Source organism: Paenibacillus sp. Aloe-11 (genome assembly GCF_000245715.1).
Lineage (GTDB): Bacteria > Bacillota > Bacilli > Paenibacillales > Paenibacillaceae > Paenibacillus > Paenibacillus kribbensis.
In genome coordinates this window covers 108,497-109,339 of the sequence record NZ_JH601082.1, presented here as the reverse complement: position 1 = coordinate 109,339, position 843 = coordinate 108,497, and the positions used below count along the sequence as shown (strand labels likewise).

1 pseudogene is annotated in these 843 nt (G+C 52.1%); it reads left to right on the top strand.

The features are described 5' to 3' along the window. A pseudogene (locus tag WG8_RS29250) lies at positions 1-843 on the top strand (TetM/TetW/TetO/TetS family tetracycline resistance ribosomal protection protein); the annotation flags it as partial.

Sequence of the window (843 nt, the reverse complement as noted above, 5' to 3'; positions counted from 1 at the left end):
TTGTCCGCCGCCGAGGCTGGACAAGGCCTGGGGGCGATATCAGACAAGTTAGCTTACGATTCGGAGCCGACGTTACAATCGAAGGTATTATTCGACAATTCGATACATGTACAGAAGGTGCTCGGTGCTTTTCGCACGCTGGAGGCAGAGGAGCCGTCTCTGAACGTCGTTTGGGATGAGAAATTACAGGAGATTTCTATCCGCGTCATGGGATTGATTCAACTGGAAGTGCTGGAGCAGCTTGTTAGAGAGCGGTTTGGCTTTGCTATCTCTTTTGGACAACCGGAAATCTTGTACAAGGAAACGATTCAATCGGCTGTAAAAGGGTACGGCCACTTCGAACCGCTCAGGCATTATGCGGAAGTGCATCTGCTGATTGAACCGGGAGCAAGGGGCAACGGCATCATGTTCGATAGCAGATGTCATGCCGATGATCTGAATGTCAGCTATCAGAATCTGATTCGGAATCATCTCTACGAACGGGAGCATCACGGACTGCTGACCGGCATGCCGGTCACCGACGTGAACATTACGCTGTTGAGGGGGCGCGCGCATAAAGAACATACCCATGGCGGTGATTTTCGTGAGGCTGCCTTTCGAGCGCTACGGCAGGGTCTGGAGAAGGCGGACAACGTGCTGCTGGAGCCCTATTACGATTTCAAAATCAAGGTCGCTATCGATGAAATGGGCAGGGTACTGTCTGATATTCAGCGTGCTGCAGGTATTTTTAATCCGCCGCAGACAACCGGAACGCAAGCGGTGGTCACGGGCAGGGTACCCGTGTCGACTTTCATGAACTACAGTGCCGAATTTGCATCCTTTACGCATGGACGAGGCAGTATC